This is a genomic window from Pseudomonas sp. UYIF39 (assembly GCF_029963765.1).
GTDB lineage: Bacteria > Pseudomonadota > Gammaproteobacteria > Pseudomonadales > Pseudomonadaceae > Aquipseudomonas.
Genome location: NZ_JALBYU010000009.1, coordinates 128,933 through 146,356, shown reverse-complemented (window position 1 = coordinate 146,356; position 17,424 = coordinate 128,933). Strand labels below are relative to the sequence as shown.

The following is a 17,424-nucleotide window of genomic DNA, read 5'->3' as shown; positions in this document are numbered from 1 at the left end:
GGCTGCAGGTAAGATAGGTAACCACCGGGACGTTTTGCCGCAGTAGCGGTCAAGATGCTTCAGGAAAGTATCCATAAAGCAGGAGTCATTTGATGGCCCGTATTAGTGTTGAGCGTGCCCACGGCCTGGGTAAGGAAGCGGCCCGCGAGAAGGCCGACAAGTTGGCGCAGAAACTGTTCGATCAATATGGCCTGGAACCGCAATGGTCCGGCGACACCCTGAACCTCAGACGCTCCGGTGTGAAAGGCGCGGTGTATGTGGGCGAGGATTCGATCAAGGTCGATGTCGAACTGGGCCTGATGATGTCGGCCATGAGCGGCACCATCAAATCGGAAATCGAAAAGGCCCTCGATAAAGCGCTGGCTTGACCGGCAATAGATTTGCGAATGCATTCCCTGTGGGAGCGAGCTTGCTCGCGATTGCGGTGTGTCAGACAACATGTATGTCGACTGACACGCCCTCATCGCGAGCAAGTTCGCTCCCACATTTGTTTGTGGTGTGCCCAAGGGTTTGTGTCAGTTGTTAGGGTGCCGTTTCTAATTATTCTCACTACTTTGTGCCTGAGCCCGACTCTTTCGCGGGCAGTTCCTCAAACCTTCTGCGCGTGAGGTGCACCATGGCCAAAGTTATTTTGAAGAAAAAAATCGACGCTTCGACGACTGCTCTGAGTGACGTTAAATCTTATGCCCGCAAGATCTGGCTGGCAGGCCTGGGGGCCTACACCAAGGTCGGTCAAGAGGGCGGCGAGTACTTTCAAGAGTTGATCAAAGCCGGTCAAGATGTTGAAAAGAAAGGCAAAAAAGTAGTTGCCGAGAAACTTGAAGCGGCCAATGCCGAGATCGATGAAGCCAAGAGTGAAGTGAGCACTTTCAAAGGCAAGGTCGAACTTCAACTCGACAAGGTCGAGAAGGCTTTTGACTCGCGTGTCGCAAGTACCTTGAATCGTATCGGCATTCCGTCTAAACATGACGTTGAGACACTCTCTGCCAAGCTCGATGAGCTGACGGCATTGCTCGAGCGCGTCGCGCGTAAATCTTAAGGAGAACGGGATGGCTGGTAAAAAGAATACTGAAAAAGAAGGCAGCTCGTGGATCGGGAAAGTCGAAGACTACTCCCGCAAAATCTGGCTGGCTGGTTTAGGCGTGTACTCGAAGATCGACACTGACGGCAGCAAACTCTTCGATACATTGGTTAAAGACGGCGAGAAAGCCGAGAAGCTCACCAAGAGCGCTGTCGGCAAGAAAGTCGATGCTGCCAAGGACTCTGCTTCGTCGGCCAAGTCGCGCATCAGCGGCGTGAAAGATCGCGCACTGGGCAAGTGGGATGAGCTGGAAGGGGCTTTCGACAAGCGTCTGAACAGCGCCATTTCGCGCCTGGGTGTACCGAGCCGCAATGAAGTCAAAGCACTGCACAGCAAGGTCGATACCCTGACCAAGCAAATCGAAAAACTCACCGGTGCCAAGGTGGCGCCTGTTGCGGCGAAAACCGCTGCGGCCAAACCTGCGGCGAAGTCCGCTGCCAAACCATTGGCTAAAGCTGCCGCTAAACCGGCTGCCAAACCAGCGGCCAAAACTGCCGCAGCGAAACCTGCAGCAGCTAAGCCAGCGGCCAAAGCAGCAGCAAAACCAGCCGCTAAACCGGCTGCCAAAACTGCAGCGGCCAAACCCGCTACCAAGCCAGCGGCCAAACCTGCCGCAGCGAAGAAGCCAGCGGTGAAAAAGCCGGCAGCTGCGAAAGCGGCTGCACCAAAACCAGCAGTGGCTGCCGCCAAACCGGCAACCCCAGCGCCGGTCAGCACATCGAACTCCGCTACTGCGCCGACCTCTGCTGTAACCCCGACTGTCGCGCCAGCTTCTTCGACGCCAACCAGTCAGTCCTGATTTTCAGGGCTCAAGAAAACGCCCGGCCTGCAAAGGTCGGGCGTTTTTGTTTGGCATCTGAAAAGGTCTTAATGCTCTTCGAGGTACTGTAAAGCCAGTTGCTCTGTCGCCACCTTAATCGGCGGCAACAAATGCGGCGCCACCAGCATCATGATCTGGTACACCACCAATCTCACCTCACCCTCGCGATCCAGTATCCGCTGATAGTCCAGCGAGAAGAGCAGCGTCATGGTGATCTGTTCCACCAGTTGCCCCAGCGCCTGGGTATCGCTGACCAATTGCCCCTGAGCCTTCAATCGTGCGAGCAACGAAGCCAGTGTGCGCTTCAACGCATTGAGCAGGTTGCGTATGCCTTTGGCCAGTTTCGGCAAGCGCCCGGCGAGGTTCGACAGGTCCTGGAACAGAAACCGGTAGTGGGCCAGGCGTTCGACGATCAGGTGCAGGAACAGCCAGTAATCTTCCGGTGCCAGTTCCACATCGGCCGGTGGATCGAGCAGGGGCGCCAGTTCGGCCTGGAAGCGCTCGAACAGTCCGAGAATCAGGGGCTCCTTGCCGTGGAAATGGTAGTAGAGGTTGCCCGGGCTGATGCCCATTTCGTTGGCAACTTCCATGGTGGAGACGTTCGGCTCGCCCTTCTGATTGAACAACTGCAAAGCACATTCGAGAATCCGGTCGCGGGTTTTCATCCAGTCTTCTTAATGGTTCGTTGAACGTCAGCGCACACGCACGTAAGTACCGGGTGCTGCCTCCATCGGTGGATAGTTCTGGTTGCCAAGCGCCATGTGGGTTTCTTTTAGCGCGCCTGAACGTTCTTGAATCCAGCCCAGCCACTGAGTCCACCAACTGCCGTTGACTGGCTTGGCGTCGTAATACCAGGCCCGCGGGTCAGTGCTCAGCTTCGTGCTTTCGACGAAGTTGGCTTTCGGATTTGAGGGTGGGTTGAGAATGCTCTGCACATGCCCGCTGTTGGACAACACGAAGCGTCGCTCGCCACCCAACAGCAGGGCCGAGCGATACACCGCATCCCACGGGGTGATGTGGTCATTGATGCCCGCGACGCTGAAGCTGTCGACGTTGACTTTCTGCAAGTCGATCGGCGTGCCGCACACTTCCAGACCACCCGGATGACTCAGCGGGTTGTGTTTGAAGAAGTCCAGCAAGTCGCCATGCAAGGCTGCCGGCAAACGTGTGTTGTCGTTGTTCCAGTAAAGGATGTCGAACGCAGGCGGCTCCTTGCCCAATAGGTAGTTGTTAACGAAATAGTTCCAGATCAAATCGTTGGGGCGCATCCAGGCGAAGACCTTGGCCATGTCGCGACCGTCCAGCACGCCTTTCTGATAGGAGCGACGCTTGGCCGCCTCAAGCGTCTGTTCGTCGGCGAAGAGGGTCGCAGGCGAGTCCATCTGACTGTCGAGCAGGCTCACCAGATACGTTGCACTGGACACCCGTCGCAATTGCCGTTTGGCCTGCAAATGGCCTTGCAGGGCGGCGATGGTCAGCCCGCCCGCGCAGGCGCCCATCAGGTTGACCTCACGGGCACCGGTGATCGCCCGGCACACATTCATCGCTTCTTCCACGGCTTCAACGTACGTCGAAAGCCCCCATTCGCGATGACGGACATCCGGATTGCGCCAACTGATCATGAAGGTTTGCAGGCCGTTCTTCAGGGCGAACTGGACGAAGCTGTTGTGCGGGCTCAGGTCGAAAATGTAGTACTTGTTGATCTGTGGCGGCACCACCAGCAGCGGTTTGGAATACTGCTTTTCGCTCATGGGCTTGTACTGGATCAACTCCAGCAGCTCATTGCGAAACACCACGGAGCCCGTAGTGGTGGCGACCGTTTTGCCGACCTCGAAAGCTTGCTTGGTGACTTGTCTGGGCAGGCCGTCGTTGTGCAGGAAGTCGTCGACCAGGTGGCTGATACCTCGCACCAGGCTGTTGCCGCCGGAGTTGAAGATCTCCTTGATCGCCAGTGGATTAAGCAGGCTGTTGGACGGTGCCATGGCGTCGTTGAGCAAGGCGAACGCGAAGTGGGCACGGGCGCGATCGTCCGGGGTCATGTTGCTGTCGTCGATCCAGTGTTTGACCTGCTTCTGCCAGCTCAGGTAGGCCTGCAAACTGCGGCGATAAAAAGGGTTGAGGCTCCACGCCGGATCGGCAAAGCGACTGTCCTGCGGATTGGTCGGGTGCAAGGTGTCGCCCAGCAGTACACGGCCCAGTTGACCGCCCAGCTTCAAGGCGTGTCGGGCGGTGTGTACCGGGTTGCGCAAACCATGGGCGGCAACGCTGCGCAGGGTGGAAAACAGATCCCGACCACGCAGGCCGGTAATCGCACTCTGTGCGTTGATGAACGCGGCGGGAGTGGGCAAAAATTCCCTCGCTGGTTTTTCGCGCATGAATCAACACTCCTTCGTCTTCAGGCCAAATACAGATACACCGAACCAGAACACCATAGACGCTGTTGCGGATTGTTGCGCGGCGCTACGTCTTGCCGACCGACAATGGGCCGATTAGCCGCCAAATGGCGCCGGATGCGGATGCATCACGGCACGCTGACGTTCTTCCTCGAGAAACTTCATGATGATCGGTGCCACTGCTTCGGCCCGGGTAATCAAAAACAGATGCCCGTCATCGATGATGTGCAACTGGGCGTTGGGAATCCGCCAGGCCAGTAACCGCATGTTGACCAACGGAATCAGCGGATCGTCGTCACCGGCCAGTACCAGGGTTGGTTGGTGGATCTTGTGCAGCCAGTGAATGCTGGTCCAGCCGAGGCCGGCGAACAGCTGCCAGTAGTAACCGAGTTTGCCGGCCGAGCGGACCTTGGCGGCATGGCTGGCGGCCAGGGTCGGATCGCGACGGAACGCACCGCCATAGATCATCGGCGCGATGCGAATCACGTGAGACGGTTGGATATAGCGTCGTGGGCTGGCCATCATCCACAGGACTTTCGGCTTGCCCGGCACCATCACGGTGCCCGCCGCCGTGGCCGCCAGAACGAGTTTCTTGCAGCGCTCGGGATAGTCGTAAGCGAACTGCTGGGCGAGGGCGCCTCCCCAGGAAACGCCGATTACGTTGACTTGCCCGTAGTCGAGATAGTCGAGCATCCGCGCCGTGAGTTTCGCCAGGCCCGGAAAGCGATACGGTCGCCTTGGTGTCGACGAACCGCCGACACCGGGGACGTCGAAAGCGATGACTTCCAGGTCCGGGTCCAGCGCCGCGACGAACGGAAACACCAGCTCCAGGTTGGCGCCGATGCCATTGAAAATCAGCAAGGGCGTCAAGTGAGGCTTGCCGGGGCGTACTGCCGTGCGGAGGGTCTGGCCATCCAGGTCGACGGTACGAAATATGAACGGTTGCGGCATGCACGGAGCCCTGTAGGTGTGTATGGGAGCAGGCTTGCCCGCTCCCACGTGTATTACTTCAATTACCGCTCATGCACATAGGTGCCCGGCGCAGCTTCGCCCGCCGGATAAGCCTTGTTGCCCAAGCTGCCCGGAGACTTCTTCAGCTTGCCCGAACGCTCGGCTTGCCATGCCTGCCAATGCAGCCACCAGGAATCGGTGTGCTTGGTGGAGTTTTCTTGCCACTCCTCAGCCTTGACCGGCATCTCGGTGCTGGTCATGTAGCGCGATTTCGGATTGCCCGGCGGGTTCAGAATGCTCTGGATATGCCCGCTGCTGGACAGTACGAATTCAACCTTGCCACCGAACAGTTGTGCCGACTTGTAGCAGGACTTCCACGGGGTAATGTGGTCGTTGGTGCCGGCCAGGGAGAAGATGTCGGCAGTGACCTGCTTCAGATCGATCGGAGTGCCGCACACTTCCAGTGCGTCAGGACGGATCAGTGGGTTGGTTTTGAACATCTCGATCAGGTCGCCGTGGAACGCTGCGGGCAACCGTGTGGTGTCGTTGTTCCAGAACAGGATGTCGAACACCGGCGGCTCGTTGCCCAGCAGGTAGTTGTTGACCCAGTAGTTCCAGATCAGGTCGTTGGGGCGCATCCAGGCGAAGACTTTCGCCATGTCGCGGCCTTCCAGTACACCTGCCTGATAGGAGTGGCGCTTGGCGGATTCGAGGGTCTGCTCGTCGACGAACAGTGCCACGTCGCTGTCCAGGGTGGTGTCCAGCACGCTGACCAGCAGCGTCAGGGCGTTGACCTTGTTCTCGCCGATCGCGGCGTAGTGGCCCAGCAGGGCGGTGCAGGTGATGCCACCGGAGCAGGCGCCGAGCATGTTGATGTCTTTGCTGCCGGTGATCGCGGTGACCACGTCGACCGCTTCCTTGAGCGCTTCGATGTAGGTCGACAGACCCCACTCGCGCTGCTCCTTGGTCGGGTTGCGCCAGCTGACGATGAAGGTCTGCATGTTGTTGCGCAGGCAGAAGCGCGCCAGGCTCTTGTCCGGGCTCAGGTCGAAAACATAGAACTTGTTGATCTGCGGCGGCACCACCAGCAGTGGGCGCTCGTGCACCTGTTCGGTGGTCGGCCGATACTGGATCAGCTCCAGCACGTCATTGCGAAACACCACCGCGCCTTCGGTGACGCCCAGGCTCTTGCCGACCTCGAACGCGCCCATGTTGACCTGGCTCGGCATGCCGCCGTTGTGCACCAGATCCTTGGCCAGATGGGAGAGGCCGTCGAGCAGGCTTTTGCCACCGGTTTCGAAAAAGCGTTTGACCGCCGCCGGGTTGGCCGCACTGTTGGTCGGGGCCATGGCTTCGGTCATGAGGTTGATCACGAAATGCCCGCGTGCGACGTCCTTGGGCGAGAGGTTGCTTTCGCCGATCCAGTCGTGGAGCTCCTTGCGCCACGCCAGGTAAGTTTGCAAATAACGTTTGTAGAGCGGGTTCTGGCTCCACGCCGGATCGGCGAAACGACGGTCATCGCTTGTCGGTTGCAGCGCGGATTTGCCGAACAGCACGTTCTTCAGTTCGATGCCGAAATGAGCGACATGCTTTGCACTGTGAATCGGTTGTTTGATGGCCTGGGTCAGCACCATTCGGGCAGAGCCCAACAGATCTTTTCTACGCAGCCCAACGACGGGATTCAGCCCCAAGGTATTTTCCGAGGCCTGAACTTTCAGGTCATCGTTATTCTTGTTACTCATCTACGACGCTCCATTGTCCTGAGACGAGTACCTGGGTCCAGCTGTGCAGTCCACAGCCAATGCCAGGTACTACTACTCGGGTGACCGTTAATTCTGCATCGCTGCTTTTTAGTTCAGAGAGCACTGCAGGGACCTTGCCAGCTCCATTGGTTACCCGAGTTTAATTTTTTTCGCAAGCAGGCCAATCGTCGACCCGGAAGCGGAGCATTCAAACAGATGGAATTAGAAAATGCCTTCTAATGAGCGAAAGGCCTGAGCTAGAGCATCAGCTTGACGATGGATTCGTTCGGGTCGCGGGTTTTTCCGGCGGCTTTGAGCTCGGCAAGATAATCGTTCCAGAGATCCTCTTGCCGCACGCCCAGCTGGTACAGATATTCCCAGGTGAACAGGCCGCTGTCGTGGCCGTCGTCGAAGGTCAATTTCAGCGCGTACTGACCGGCCGGTTCGACCTTGGTCAGGCCTACGCCGATCTTGCCAAATTGCAGGATAGGTTTGCCGTGGCCCTGGACCTCTGCGGAAGGAGAGTGCACGCGCAAGAACTCGGCGGGCAGGTGATGTTCCTCACCGGACGCGTATTTCAGCGACAGGGTTTTCGAGGCTTTGTGCAGTTTGATGTCGGTGGGGAGTTGGGTCGTCATTTTGGTTCAGGGCCGCAAGCGGCCCTGCCATGTAGAGAATGAGACCTACAGGATATAACGGGACAGGTCTTCGTTCTGCGCCAATTCGCCCAAGTGGCTGTTGACGTAATCGGCGTCGATCAGGATCGCCTTGTCGTCGTGGACGCTGGCCAGATCACCGGCGCTGAACGACACCTCTTCAAGCAGACGCTCAAGTAGCGTGTGCAGGCGACGGGCACCGATATTCTCGGTCTTCTCGTTGACCTGCCAGGCGATCTCGGCAATACGCTTGATGCCATCCGGCTGGAACTCGATCACCAGGCCTTCGGTTTTCAGCAGGGCGCAATATTGCTCGGTGAGCGACGCGTGCGGCTCGCTGAGAATGCGTTCGAAATCTTCAGGCGTCAGGGCCTTGAGTTCGACACGAATCGGCAGACGACCTTGCAGCTCTGGCACCAGATCGCTCGGCTTGCTCAGGTGGAACGCACCGGAGGCGATGAACAGGATGTGGTCGGTCTTGACCATGCCCAGTTTGGTGTTGACGGTGCAGCCTTCGATCAGCGGCAGCAAGTCGCGCTGTACGCCTTCGCGGGACACGTCGACGCCACCGGTGTTGCCGCGCTTGGCGACCTTGTCGATTTCGTCGATGAACACGATGCCGTGCTGCTCGACCGCTTCCAGCGCCTTGGCCTTCAACTCTTCTTCGTTGACCAGGCGGCCGGCTTCTTCGTCACGCACCAGTTTCAGCGCTTCCTTGACCTTGATCTTGCGGCTCTTGCGCTTGCCCTTGCCCATGTTGGCGAACAGGCTCTGCAATTGGTTGGTCATCTCTTCCATGCCCGGTGGCGCGGAGATATCGACGCCGGCCATTTCGGCGACTTCGATTTCGATCTCTTTGTCATCCAGCTGACCTTCGCGCAGGCGCTTGCGGAACAGCTGACGGGTGTTGGAGTCGGCCGACGGTGCGGCGTCGTCGTTGCTGAAGCCCATGCGTGCCGGTGGCAGCAGGGCGTCGAGGATGCGCTCTTCGGCAGCGTCTTCGGCGCGGTGGCGAACCTTGGTCATTTCCTGTTCGCGCAGCAGCTTGATCGCCGCGTCGGCCAGATCACGAATGATCGATTCAACGTCGCGGCCGACATAGCCGACTTCGGTGAACTTGGTGGCTTCGACCTTGATGAACGGCGCGTTGGCCAGTTTCGCCAGGCGGCGAGCAATCTCGGTTTTACCGACACCGGTCGGGCCGATCATCAGGATGTTTTTTGGCGTGACTTCAACGCGCAGCTCTTCAGGCAGCTGCATCCGGCGCCAGCGGTTACGCAGCGCGATGGCGACGGCGCGCTTGGCATCGTCCTGGCCGATGATATGGCGATTGAGTTCGTGGACGATTTCACGGGGAGTCATGGACATAGTAATTGGCGGTCCTCAGGTAAAAGTGAGCCGTGGCGTGGTGGCCAAAACAGGCTTACTCAGCGAGGTCCTGCTCCTCAATGGTGAAGGTGTGGTTGGTGAATACACAGATGTCGCCGGCGATACCGAGGGCGGTTTCGACGATTTCCCGGGCCGACAGATCGGTTTTCTTCAGCAGCGCGCTGGCGGCGGCCTGGGCGTAACCGCCGCCGGAGCCCATGGCGATCAGACCTTCTTCAGGTTCGACCACGTCGCCGTTGCCGGTGATGATCAGAGAGGCGTCTTTGTTCGCGACTGCGAGCATGGCCTCGAGGCGGCTGAGGGAGCGGTCAGTGCGCCATTCTTTGGCGAGTTCGACAGCGGCGCGAACCAGGTGGCCCTGATGTTTCTCAAGCTGGCCTTCAAAACGCTCGAAGAGGGTGAAGGCGTCAGCGGTGGCCCCGGCAAAACCGGCGATCACTTGGCCGTGGTACAAGCGGCGAACTTTCTTCGCGTTGCCTTTCATCACGGTATTGCCGAGAGAAACCTGGCCGTCGCCACCCATGACGACTTTGCCATGGCGGCGAACTGAAACGATGGTGGTCAAGGGAGAGTCTCCACGCAGCGGGGCGAAAATGCCTTATGCCAACTCATATGGGGGTAGTGGAGCGTATTTCAACGGTGGGGGACGAATGGCGTGCGATGAATGTGGCGAGGGGATTTATCCCCGTTCGGCTGCGGAGCAGTCGCGAAACGAGTGCACGCGGTGTATCTGATACGCCGCAGGTGGGGGTTGGGGGGGCGCTTCGCGACCCAACGGGGATGAATCCCCTCACCACAGAGATTAATCCCTCATCATAGGGTTTGTGGGCGACCTCAGATTAAGGTGTCCACAAATAGGGGTCAGCGGCTTTGGCGTTGTTGTAACAACAGGTTGCTGAACCCGCTGCCGGCCAGTTGTTTCTGGGCGGTGGTCAGTTGCTCGCGGTTGCTGAACGGTCCGACCAATACCCGATACCAGGTTTCGTCTTTCACGGTACCGGATTCAACCGCCACAGCCTGACCGAGCAGGATGATCTGCGCTCGAACCTTGTCCGCATCAGCCTCCTTGCGGAACGAGCCGGCCTGCAGGAAGAACTTGGTCACTGGCGCCGCTTTGGACACCGGTGGCGCTGGCGGCGGGGTAATCCCGGCCAGCGCGGCCTGAGCCCGCGCGGTATCGATCTTCGCCGCTTGCTCTGGCGTAACCGGCGTCGTCGGAATGGCCGGTACTTGTGGCGTCGGCAGGGTTTTCTCCGGCACGGCATCCGGCGGCACGATGACTTCCGATTCCGGCAGCAACGTGTAGAAGTCGTACTTCGGCTTCACCGGTTGCGTCGGGCTCGGCGGGGTCTTGTTGGCCTCGACGATCTTGGCTTTCTGTTGCTCGATCTTCTCGCGCTTGACGCTCTCGCTGCCCTTGCCCGGTTCCAGTTTCATCAGGAACACGATAAACGCGCCGACCGTCAGGCCGATGGCCATCCACAGCCAGCCCGGTATCGGTTGCTTTGCAGGAGCTTGGTAACGGCTGGCGCCACGCTTGGGTGCTGGTTTTTTCTTGGCAGCCAACTTACATACGCTCCAGAGTTTCCAGACCCAAGAGTTCCAGGCCTTGCTTGAGAGTGCGACCGGTCAGCGCGGCGAGGCGCAGACGGCTCTGCATTTGCGCCGGAGTGTCGGCACTGAGGATCGGGCAGTTCTCATAGAAACTGGAGAACAGGCCGGCGACATCGTACAGGTAGGTGCACAGGATGTGCGGCGTGCCTTTGTCGCAAACGTTGTTCAACACTTCGCCGAACTGCGCGAGCTTCGCCGCCAATTCATGTTCGTGCGCCGCTTCGAGGACGATTTGCCCTTCGACTTCGCTGAAGTCCTTGCCGAGTTTGCGGAACACGCCGGCCACGCGGGTGTAGGCGTACAGCAGGTACGGCGCAGTGTTGCCTTCGAAGTTCAGCATCAGGTCGAAGTTGAAGCTGTAGTCGCTGGTGCGGTGCTTGGACAGATCGGCGTATTTCACCGCGCCAATGCCCACGACCTTGGCGATGTTGCGCAGTTCGTCTTCAGGCAGTTCCGGGTTCTTTTCTTTCACCAGCGTGTAAGCGCGTTCCTGAGCTTCGGTCAGCAGATCGATCAGCTTCACGGTGCCGCCATCACGGGTCTTGAACGGACGGCCGTCTGCGCCGTTCATGGTGCCGAAGCCCATGTGTTCCATTTCCATCGGGTGCGTCACGAAGCCGGCCAGGCGCGCGACCTGGAACACTTGCTGGAAGTGCAGGGCCTGACGCTGGTCGACGAAGTACAGCGCGCGATCAGCCTTCAGCTTGCCGCTACGGTAACGCACGGCCGCGAGGTCGGTGGTGGCGTAGAGGTAACCGCCGTCAGCCTTGACGATGATCACCGGCAGCGGGTCGCCGTCGGCGTTCTTGAACTCGTCGAGGAACACGCACTGGGCGCCGTTGCTTTCGACCAACAGGCCAGCGGCCTTGAGGTCGTTGACTACGTTGATCAGGTCGTCGTTGTAGGCGCTTTCGCCCATCACGTCGGCCATGGTCAGTTTGACGTTGAGCAGTTCGTAGATTTTCTGGCAGTGCGACAGCGAGATGTCTTTGAACTTGGTCCACAGCGCCAGGCAGTCCGGGTCGCCGGCTTGCAGCTTGACCACCAGGCCACGGGCGCGGTCAGCGAACTCTTCGGATTCGTCGAAGCGTTGCTTGGCCGCACGGTAGAAGTTTTCCAGGTCCGACAGCTCGTCGCTGGTGATCGGGTTTTCCTGCAGATACGCCATCAGCATGCCGAACTGGGTGCCCCAGTCGCCGACGTGGTTCTGACGGATCACTTCGTCGCCGAGGAATTCCAGTACGCGCGCCACGCCGTCGCCGATGATGGTCGAGCGCAAGTGGCCGACGTGCATCTCTTTGGCCAGGTTCGGTGCCGACAGGTCGACGACAGTGCGCTGCACCGGGCCTGCCTTGCGCACACCGATGTGCTCGTCGGCCAGGGCGGCGTCCAGGCGAGTGGCCAGGGCCTGGGTGTTCTGGAAGAAGTTCAGGAAGCCAGGGCCGGCGATTTCGGTCTTGGTGACGTTTTCATCAGCCGGTAGCGCGGCGATGATTTTCTCTGCCAGGTCGCGCGGTTTCATGCCGGCCGGCTTGGCCAGCATCATCGCGATGTTGCTGGCGAAGTCGCCGTGAGTCTTGTCACGGGAGTTTTCCACCTGGATCGCCGGCGACAGGCCTTCAGGCAACACACCTTCGTTGACGAGTTGGGTGATGGCTTGTTGGATCAGCTGGCGAATGGTGTCTTTCATGGTGTTCTCTTTCGACCGCAAGCGCGGCGGCGCCTGGATGCGCTAGTGGAAAAACTGGGCATTATCCGTTGCGAAGACGGGCTTGCCAACTATAGCGGGCAGGTTATGGATATGCGGTGACAAATCGGCCGCCATCGCGATCTACCCATCAATACAAATCCACAGGATCGACATCCAGCGACCAGCGCACCGCCCGCCCACTCGGCATCTGCTCAAGCACCAGCAGCCAGCTGCTTAATAGTCGATGCAGCGGCGCCCGTGCCGTCGCTTGCAGCAACAGCTGCGCACGATAACGCCCGGCCCGGCGCTCCATCGGCGCCGGCACCGGCCCTAGTAGTTCAATCCCGGTCAGGTTCTGTTCGGCCAACAAACGCTCGGCCTCGCTGCACGCCTCATCAAGAAAACCTTCAGCTTGCCCCGGTTTGTGCGCTTCGGCCCGCAGCAGCGCCAAGTGCGCAAACGGTGGTAACCCCGCCGAGCGACGTTCGCTCAACGCCTGTTCGGCAAAGGCGAAATAGCCCTGTTCAGTCAATTGCACCAGCAGCGGATGGTCGGCCAGGTGCGTCTGGATGATCACTTTGCCCGGCTCTTCAGCCCGGCCCGCGCGCCCGGCAACCTGGACGATCAGCTGCGCCATGCGCTCGCTGGCGCGGAAGTCGCCGGAAAACAGCCCGCCGTCGGCATCGAGAATCGACACCAGCGTCACCCGTGGAAAGTGGTGCCCTTTGGCAAGCATTTGCGTGCCCACCAGAATGCAGGGCTGGCCTTTCTGAATGGTCGCGAACAGCTGATTCATCGCGTCTTTACGCGATGTGCTGTCGCGGTCGACCCGCAGCACCGGGAAGTCCGGAAACAAAATCGCCAATCGTTCTTCGGCGCGCTCGGTGCCGGCGCCGACGGGTCGCAAATCGACCTTGCCGCATTTGGGGCAATGCCGAGGGACGCGTTCGACGTAGCCACAATGGTGACAACGCAGTTCGCCTGAGCGCTGATGCACGGTCATGCGCGCATCGCAACGCTGGCACTCGGACATCCAGCCACAGTCATGACACAGCAAGGTCGGCGCAAAACCGCGGCGGTTGAGGAACACCAACACTTGTTGGCCGGCGGCCAGCGTCTGACCGATGGCTTGCTGCATCGGCCCGGAAATGCCGCTGTCCAGTGGACGGCTTTTGACGTCCAGGCGCAGGAACCGCGGCTGTTTGGCGCCACCGGCACGCTCGTTCAAGCGTAAGAGTCCATATCGACCGGTGTAGGCGTTGTGCAGGCTTTCCAGTGAAGGCGTGGCGGAGCCGAGGACAATCGGGATGTTTTCCTGGCGTGCGCGCACCAATGCCAGGTCGCGGGCGTGATAGCGCAGGCCTTCCTGCTGTTTATAGGAGCCGTCGTGCTCTTCATCGATGATGATCAGGCCGGGATTCTTCATCGGCGTGAACAGCGCCGAGCGGGTGCCGATAATAATGTCGGCGTCACCGTCCCGGGCGGCGAGCCAGGCTTCGAGGCGCTCGCGGTCGTTGACCGCCGAATGGATCAACGCGATGCGCGCATTGAAGCGTTGCTCGAAGCGCGCCAGGGTCTGCGGGCCGAGGTTGATCTCCGGGATCAGCACCAGCGCTTGTTTGCCAGCCTGGAGCGTTTCGCGGATCAGCTGCAAATAGACTTCAGTCTTGCCGCTGCCGGTGACGCCGGCCAGCAGGAACGCGTGATAACTGTCGAAGCCTGCGCGAATCGCCTCATAGGCCGCGCGCTGCTCCGGGTTGAGCGGCAGTTCCGGCTGCGCCAGCCAGTGTTCGTGGCGGGCGTCGGGGGCATGCTTGCGGATTTCGACTTGCACCAGGTCCTTGGCCAGCAGCAAATCCAGGCTCTCCTTGCTCAGCATCAGTTTGCTCAACAACTGATGGGCGACGCCGTGGGGATGTTGGGCCAGGGTCGCCAGGGCCTCCCGTTGTCGCGGAGCGCGAGCGATGCGCGGGTCATCAAGGCTGGCGCCGGGCGCGGCGGACCAGAAGCGCTCCTGCCGTGCTTCGGCCAGTTCACCCTGACGCAGCAACACCGGCAGCGCCCAGCTCAAGGTGTCGCCGAGGCTGTGCTGGTAATACTGAGACGTCCACAGGCACAGTTTGAACAGCGCTGGCGGCAGGGGCGGCGTGGCATCAAGCAGGGCCAGGGCCGGCTTGAGCTTTTCTACCGGCACTTCGCTGTGATCGGTCACCTCCACCAGAATCCCGATCATCTCCCGTCGGCCGAACGGCACCCGCAGGCGCATGCCCGGCTGCAACTGGGCACGCAGGATCCCGGCCGGGGCACGGTAATCGAACAGGCGTCGCAGGGGCGAAGGCAGGGCGAGGCGCAAAATGGCGTCGGGCACGCGATGGTTTTCTCGATGATGGGACGGTGAAGAAGGCCGGGAGCCTAGCAGACGGTCGGTAGAAGCGACAGCTTGCGTGATTGCAAAGGTCTGGTAGAATCCGCGGCCTAATTATGTGCGGTATTCAACAATAGTGTTGAGTGGCGGCACACTAGCCTGAGGAATACACCATGAAAGCCGATATCCATCCAGCGTACGAAACCATCGAAGTAACTTGCAGCTGCGGCAACAAGTTCGAAACTCGTTCGAACCTGTGCAAGCCACTGGGTACTGACGTATGCAACGAGTGCCACCCGTTCTACACCGGTAAGCAGAAGACTCTGGATACTGGCGGCCGTGTACAGCGCTTCGCAGACCGTTTTGGTGCTTTCGGCAAGAAAGCTCCTGCTGCTGCAGAGTAAGGTTGCAAAGCCCCATGGGCTTTACCTTGCTGATGAAAAAGGCGTCCCTCGCGGGCGCCTTTTTTGTGTCTGCGATTTGGTTTTCCGGTGCCCAGGCCTTCTGCCCGGCGCCGAGCGGGCTGACATCCGTTGTGGTGCAACGGGTGGTGGATGGTGACACGCTGCGCCTGGGCGATGGCCGCAGCGTGCGCATGATCGGTTTGAATACGCCGGAGCTGGGCAAGAAAGGCCGCTCCGACGAGCCGTTCGCGGTGGCGGCACGCCAGCGCCTGGAAGCACTGGTGGCTGCCAGCGACGGACGGGTCGGTTTATTGCCCGGCAAAGAAAGCCAAGACCATTACGGCCGCACCTTGGCGCACGTCTACAGCGCCGATGGCGCCAACCTTGAAGCGCAGATGCTCGCTGAAGGACTTGGTTTCCAGGTGGCGGTCGCGCCGAATGTCGATCTGGTCGACTGCCAGCAAGCGGCGGAACACAGCGCCCGTCAGGCCGGACTCGGGTTGTGGCGTCAATCCCCTGTACTGAAAGCGGAGCAGATCAACACGTCCGGTTTCGCTGTGCTCAGCGGTCGGGTTAGCAAGGTTCAGCGCAATCGCGGCGGGGTTTGGATCGAGTTGCAGGATTCGGTTGTACTGCGCGTTGCACCCAATTTGCTGGGGCAGTTCGATGTGGCGAATCTCGATCGGCTGAAGGGCAGGCAGATCGAGGCCCGTGGGTGGGTGCTGGACCGTTCGCGGCGCGGCGGACTGAAAGAAGGACAAGCACGCTGGCTTCTGCCATTGACCGACCCGGCGATGCTCCAGTTAGCGCAGTGATAAAAAATTGTAGACATTTTTCATGCTTATTGTGAACAGTCTATCCCTTATGTTCCGCGGCTCTTGGTCCAAAGTCGTAGGGCCGGGCGCTTGACAGGGGTGACCAGTCAGTCTTGTAGGGACTTTGCGACACGAGTATCCTCGGCGGTCCGTCTGTCCCACAGTAAAAAGCGGAATGCCCATATGTCTGATTTGAAAACTGCCGCTCTCGAATATCATGCCCATCCCCGTCCAGGGAAGCTGAGTGTCGAGCTCACCAAGGCCACCGCTACCGCCCGCGACCTGTCGCTGGCCTACAGCCCCGGCGTAGCCGAACCAGTACGCGAAATCGCCCGCGATCCTGAACTGGCCTACAAATACACCGGCAAAGGCAACCTGGTTGCAGTCATTTCCGATGGCACCGCAATTCTCGGCCTGGGTAATCTCGGCCCATTGGCTTCCAAGCCAGTCATGGAAGGTAAAGGCGTGCTGTTCAAGCGCTTCGCCGGCATCGACGTTTTCGACATCGAAGTCGACTCCGAAAGCCCGCAAGCCTTCATCGACACCGTCAAGCGCATCTCCATCACCTTCGGTGGCATCAACCTGGAAGACATCAAGGCGCCTGAGTGCTTTGAGATCGAACGTGCTCTGATCGAGCAGTGCGACATTCCGGTATTCCACGATGACCAGCATGGCACCGCTATCGTTACTGCGGCCGGCATGATCAACGCCCTGGAAATCGCTGGCAAAACCCTCGCTGACGCCAAGATCGTCTGCCTGGGCGCCGGTGCTGCCGCCATCTCCTGCATGAAATTGCTGGTGAGCATGGGTGCCAACATCGAAAACATCTTCATGGTTGACCGTACCGGCGTGATCCACTCCGGCCGTGACGACCTGAACCAGTACAAGGCTGTCTTCGCTCACGCGACTGAAAAACGCACGCTGGCCGACGCCCTGAAAGGCGCGGACGTGTTCGTTGGCCTGTCCGGTCCGAACCTGCTGAGCGCTGAAGGCCTGAAATCCATGGCGGCCAGCCCGATCGTGTTCGCGTGCTCCAACCCTGATCCGGAAATCGCCCCGGAACTGGCTCACGCCACCCGTGACGACGTGATCATGGCCACTGGCCGTTCGGACTACCCGAACCAGGTCAACAACGTGCTGGGCTTCCCGTTCATCTTCCGTGGTGCCCTGGACGTTCGCGCCAAGCGCATCAACGAAGAAATGAAAGTGGCTGCCGCCAACGCCCTGCGTGAACTGGCCAAGCTGCCGGTTCCTCAGGAAGTGTGCGACGCCTACGGCGGTATCAAACTGGAATTCGGTCGCGAGTACATCATTCCGAAGCCAATGGATGCCCGTCTGATCACCGTGATCTCCGATGCCGTGGCCAAGGCTGCGATCGAGACCGGCGTAGCGACCCTGCCGTATCCGAAGAACTACCCGCTGAAAAGCGTGGATGACGTGTTCAACGGCTAAGTCGTTGTAGCGCTTCAACAGAAAGCCCCGGCTCTTGCGAGTCGGGGCTTTT

General features: G+C 59.7%; 16 protein-coding genes. 6 read left to right on the top strand and 10 right to left on the bottom strand.

Annotation, left to right across the window (positions count from 1 at the left end; all coding sequences use genetic code 11):
* Nucleotides 1-92 precede the first annotated feature (92 nt).
* From MO767_RS14670 to MO767_RS14660, 3 genes are all read left to right on the top strand, one after another.
* Nucleotides 93-368 (top strand): polyhydroxyalkanoic acid system family protein, encoded by a 276-nt coding sequence (locus MO767_RS14670; protein ID WP_282481086.1) that lies wholly within the window; start codon nt 93-95, stop codon nt 366-368.
* Between the two features lie 248 nt (nt 369-616).
* Nucleotides 617-1,039, top strand: coding sequence for a phasin family protein (locus MO767_RS14665; RefSeq protein WP_282481085.1), 423 nt, complete (start codon nt 617-619; stop codon nt 1,037-1,039).
* A gap of 10 nt (nt 1,040-1,049) precedes the next feature.
* Nucleotides 1,050-1,880, top strand: coding sequence for a phasin family protein (locus MO767_RS14660; protein ID WP_282481084.1), 831 nt, complete (start codon nt 1,050-1,052; stop codon nt 1,878-1,880).
* 68 nt (nt 1,881-1,948) lie between these two features.
* On the opposite strand, the gene MO767_RS14655 is transcribed toward MO767_RS14660, so the two are convergent.
* From MO767_RS14655 to MO767_RS14610, 10 genes are all read right to left on the bottom strand, one after another.
* A complete protein-coding gene (locus tag MO767_RS14655) occupies nt 1,949-2,566 on the bottom strand; it encodes a TetR/AcrR family transcriptional regulator (protein WP_282481083.1) in 618 nt (205 codons plus the stop codon).
* Nucleotides 2,567-2,593: 27 nt separating this feature from the next.
* Nucleotides 2,594-4,276 (bottom strand): class II poly(R)-hydroxyalkanoic acid synthase, encoded by a 1,683-nt coding sequence (phaC, locus tag MO767_RS14650; RefSeq protein ID WP_282481082.1) that lies wholly within the window; start codon nt 4,274-4,276, stop codon nt 2,594-2,596.
* Between the two features lie 114 nt (nt 4,277-4,390).
* On the bottom strand, nt 4,391-5,245 hold the full coding sequence (phaZ, locus tag MO767_RS14645; RefSeq protein WP_282481081.1) for a poly(3-hydroxyalkanoate) depolymerase: 855 nt from the start codon (nt 5,243-5,245) through the stop codon (nt 4,391-4,393).
* 62 nt (nt 5,246-5,307) lie between these two features.
* Nucleotides 5,308-6,987: a class II poly(R)-hydroxyalkanoic acid synthase gene (gene phaC, locus MO767_RS14640; RefSeq protein ID WP_282481080.1), complete on the bottom strand. Its 1,680-nt coding sequence runs from the start codon at nt 6,985-6,987 to the stop codon at nt 5,308-5,310.
* Nucleotides 6,988-7,244: 257 nt separating this feature from the next.
* Nucleotides 7,245-7,625 carry a DUF971 domain-containing protein gene (locus tag MO767_RS14635; protein WP_033055352.1) on the bottom strand — a complete coding sequence of 127 codons (381 nt, stop codon included), beginning with the start codon at nt 7,623-7,625 and terminating at the stop codon, nt 7,245-7,247.
* A 45-nt stretch (nt 7,626-7,670) separates the two neighbouring features.
* Nucleotides 7,671-9,011 (bottom strand): ATP-dependent protease ATPase subunit HslU, encoded by a 1,341-nt coding sequence (hslU, locus tag MO767_RS14630; RefSeq protein ID WP_149631026.1) that lies wholly within the window; start codon nt 9,009-9,011, stop codon nt 7,671-7,673.
* A 55-nt stretch (nt 9,012-9,066) separates the two neighbouring features.
* Entirely contained in the window at nt 9,067-9,597 is a 531-nt protein-coding gene (gene hslV, locus MO767_RS14625; protein WP_007899242.1) for an ATP-dependent protease subunit HslV, read from the bottom strand.
* A 296-nt stretch (nt 9,598-9,893) separates the two neighbouring features.
* On the bottom strand, nt 9,894-10,598 hold the full coding sequence (locus MO767_RS14620) for an SPOR domain-containing protein (protein WP_033055354.1): 705 nt from the start codon (nt 10,596-10,598) through the stop codon (nt 9,894-9,896).
* 1 nt (nt 10,599) lies between these two features.
* Nucleotides 10,600-12,336: an arginine--tRNA ligase gene (gene argS, locus MO767_RS14615; RefSeq protein ID WP_282481079.1), complete on the bottom strand. Its 1,737-nt coding sequence runs from the start codon at nt 12,334-12,336 to the stop codon at nt 10,600-10,602.
* Nucleotides 12,337-12,484: 148 nt separating this feature from the next.
* Complete coding sequence (locus MO767_RS14610) at nt 12,485-14,704, bottom strand: primosomal protein N' (protein WP_282481078.1); 2,220 nt, start codon at nt 14,702-14,704, stop codon at nt 12,485-12,487.
* A 170-nt stretch (nt 14,705-14,874) separates the two neighbouring features.
* Here MO767_RS14610 and rpmE point away from each other — a divergent pair, with 170 nt between their 5' ends.
* The 3 genes from rpmE to MO767_RS14595 all read left to right on the top strand — a co-directional run bounded on the left by rpmE (nt 14,875) and on the right by MO767_RS14595 (nt 17,372).
* Nucleotides 14,875-15,105: a 50S ribosomal protein L31 gene (gene rpmE, locus MO767_RS14605; RefSeq protein WP_008080648.1), complete on the top strand. Its 231-nt coding sequence runs from the start codon at nt 14,875-14,877 to the stop codon at nt 15,103-15,105.
* Between the two features lie 14 nt (nt 15,106-15,119).
* On the top strand, nt 15,120-15,920 hold the full coding sequence (locus tag MO767_RS14600; RefSeq protein ID WP_282481077.1) for a thermonuclease family protein: 801 nt from the start codon (nt 15,120-15,122) through the stop codon (nt 15,918-15,920).
* Between the two features lie 183 nt (nt 15,921-16,103).
* Nucleotides 16,104-17,372, top strand: a complete 1,269-nt coding sequence (locus MO767_RS14595; protein WP_282481076.1) for a malic enzyme-like NAD(P)-binding protein — start codon at nt 16,104-16,106, stop codon at nt 17,370-17,372.
* The last annotated feature ends 52 nt before the right edge of the window (nt 17,373-17,424 follow it).